The organism is Streptomyces sp. AC627_RSS907, assembly GCF_019049165.1.
The window spans coordinates 1-428 of record NZ_JAGMUE010000422.1; the positions used below are offsets into that span (position 1 = coordinate 1).

Below are 428 nucleotides of genomic sequence, written 5' to 3' on the forward strand. Positions count from 1 at the left end.
CACCGCCCGTCACGTCACGAAAGTCGGTAACACCCGAAGCCGGTGGCCCAACCCCTTGTGGGAGGGAGCTGTCGAAGGTGGGACTGGCGATTGGGACGAAGTCGTAACAAGGTAGCCGTACCGGAAGGTGCGGCTGGATCACCTCCTTTCTAAGGAGCACTTCTTACCGAGTCCTTCGGGGCGAGGTCAGAGGCCAGTATGCGAGCGAATGTCTCGCACTGGTTGCTCATGGGTGGAACGTTGACTACTCGGCACGATCAGGATGAGGACTGTTAGTACTGCTTCGGCGTGGAACGCAGGGTCTTGACTGGACGTGTCGGGCACGCTGTTGGGTGTCTGAGGGCGCGGCCGTATGGCTGGGTCTTCGGTGCCGGCCCCAGTGCACTCGAGCTCTGGCTCGGGGTGATGGGTGGTTGGTCGTTGTTTGA

Annotated in this window: 1 rRNA gene; it reads left to right on the plus strand. The window is 61.0% G+C overall.

Annotation, left to right across the window (positions count from 1 at the left end):
• A 16S ribosomal RNA gene (locus tag KUM32_RS36240) occupies nucleotides 1-149 on the plus strand; the annotation flags it as partial.
• Between the last annotated feature and the right edge of the window lie 279 nt (nucleotides 150-428).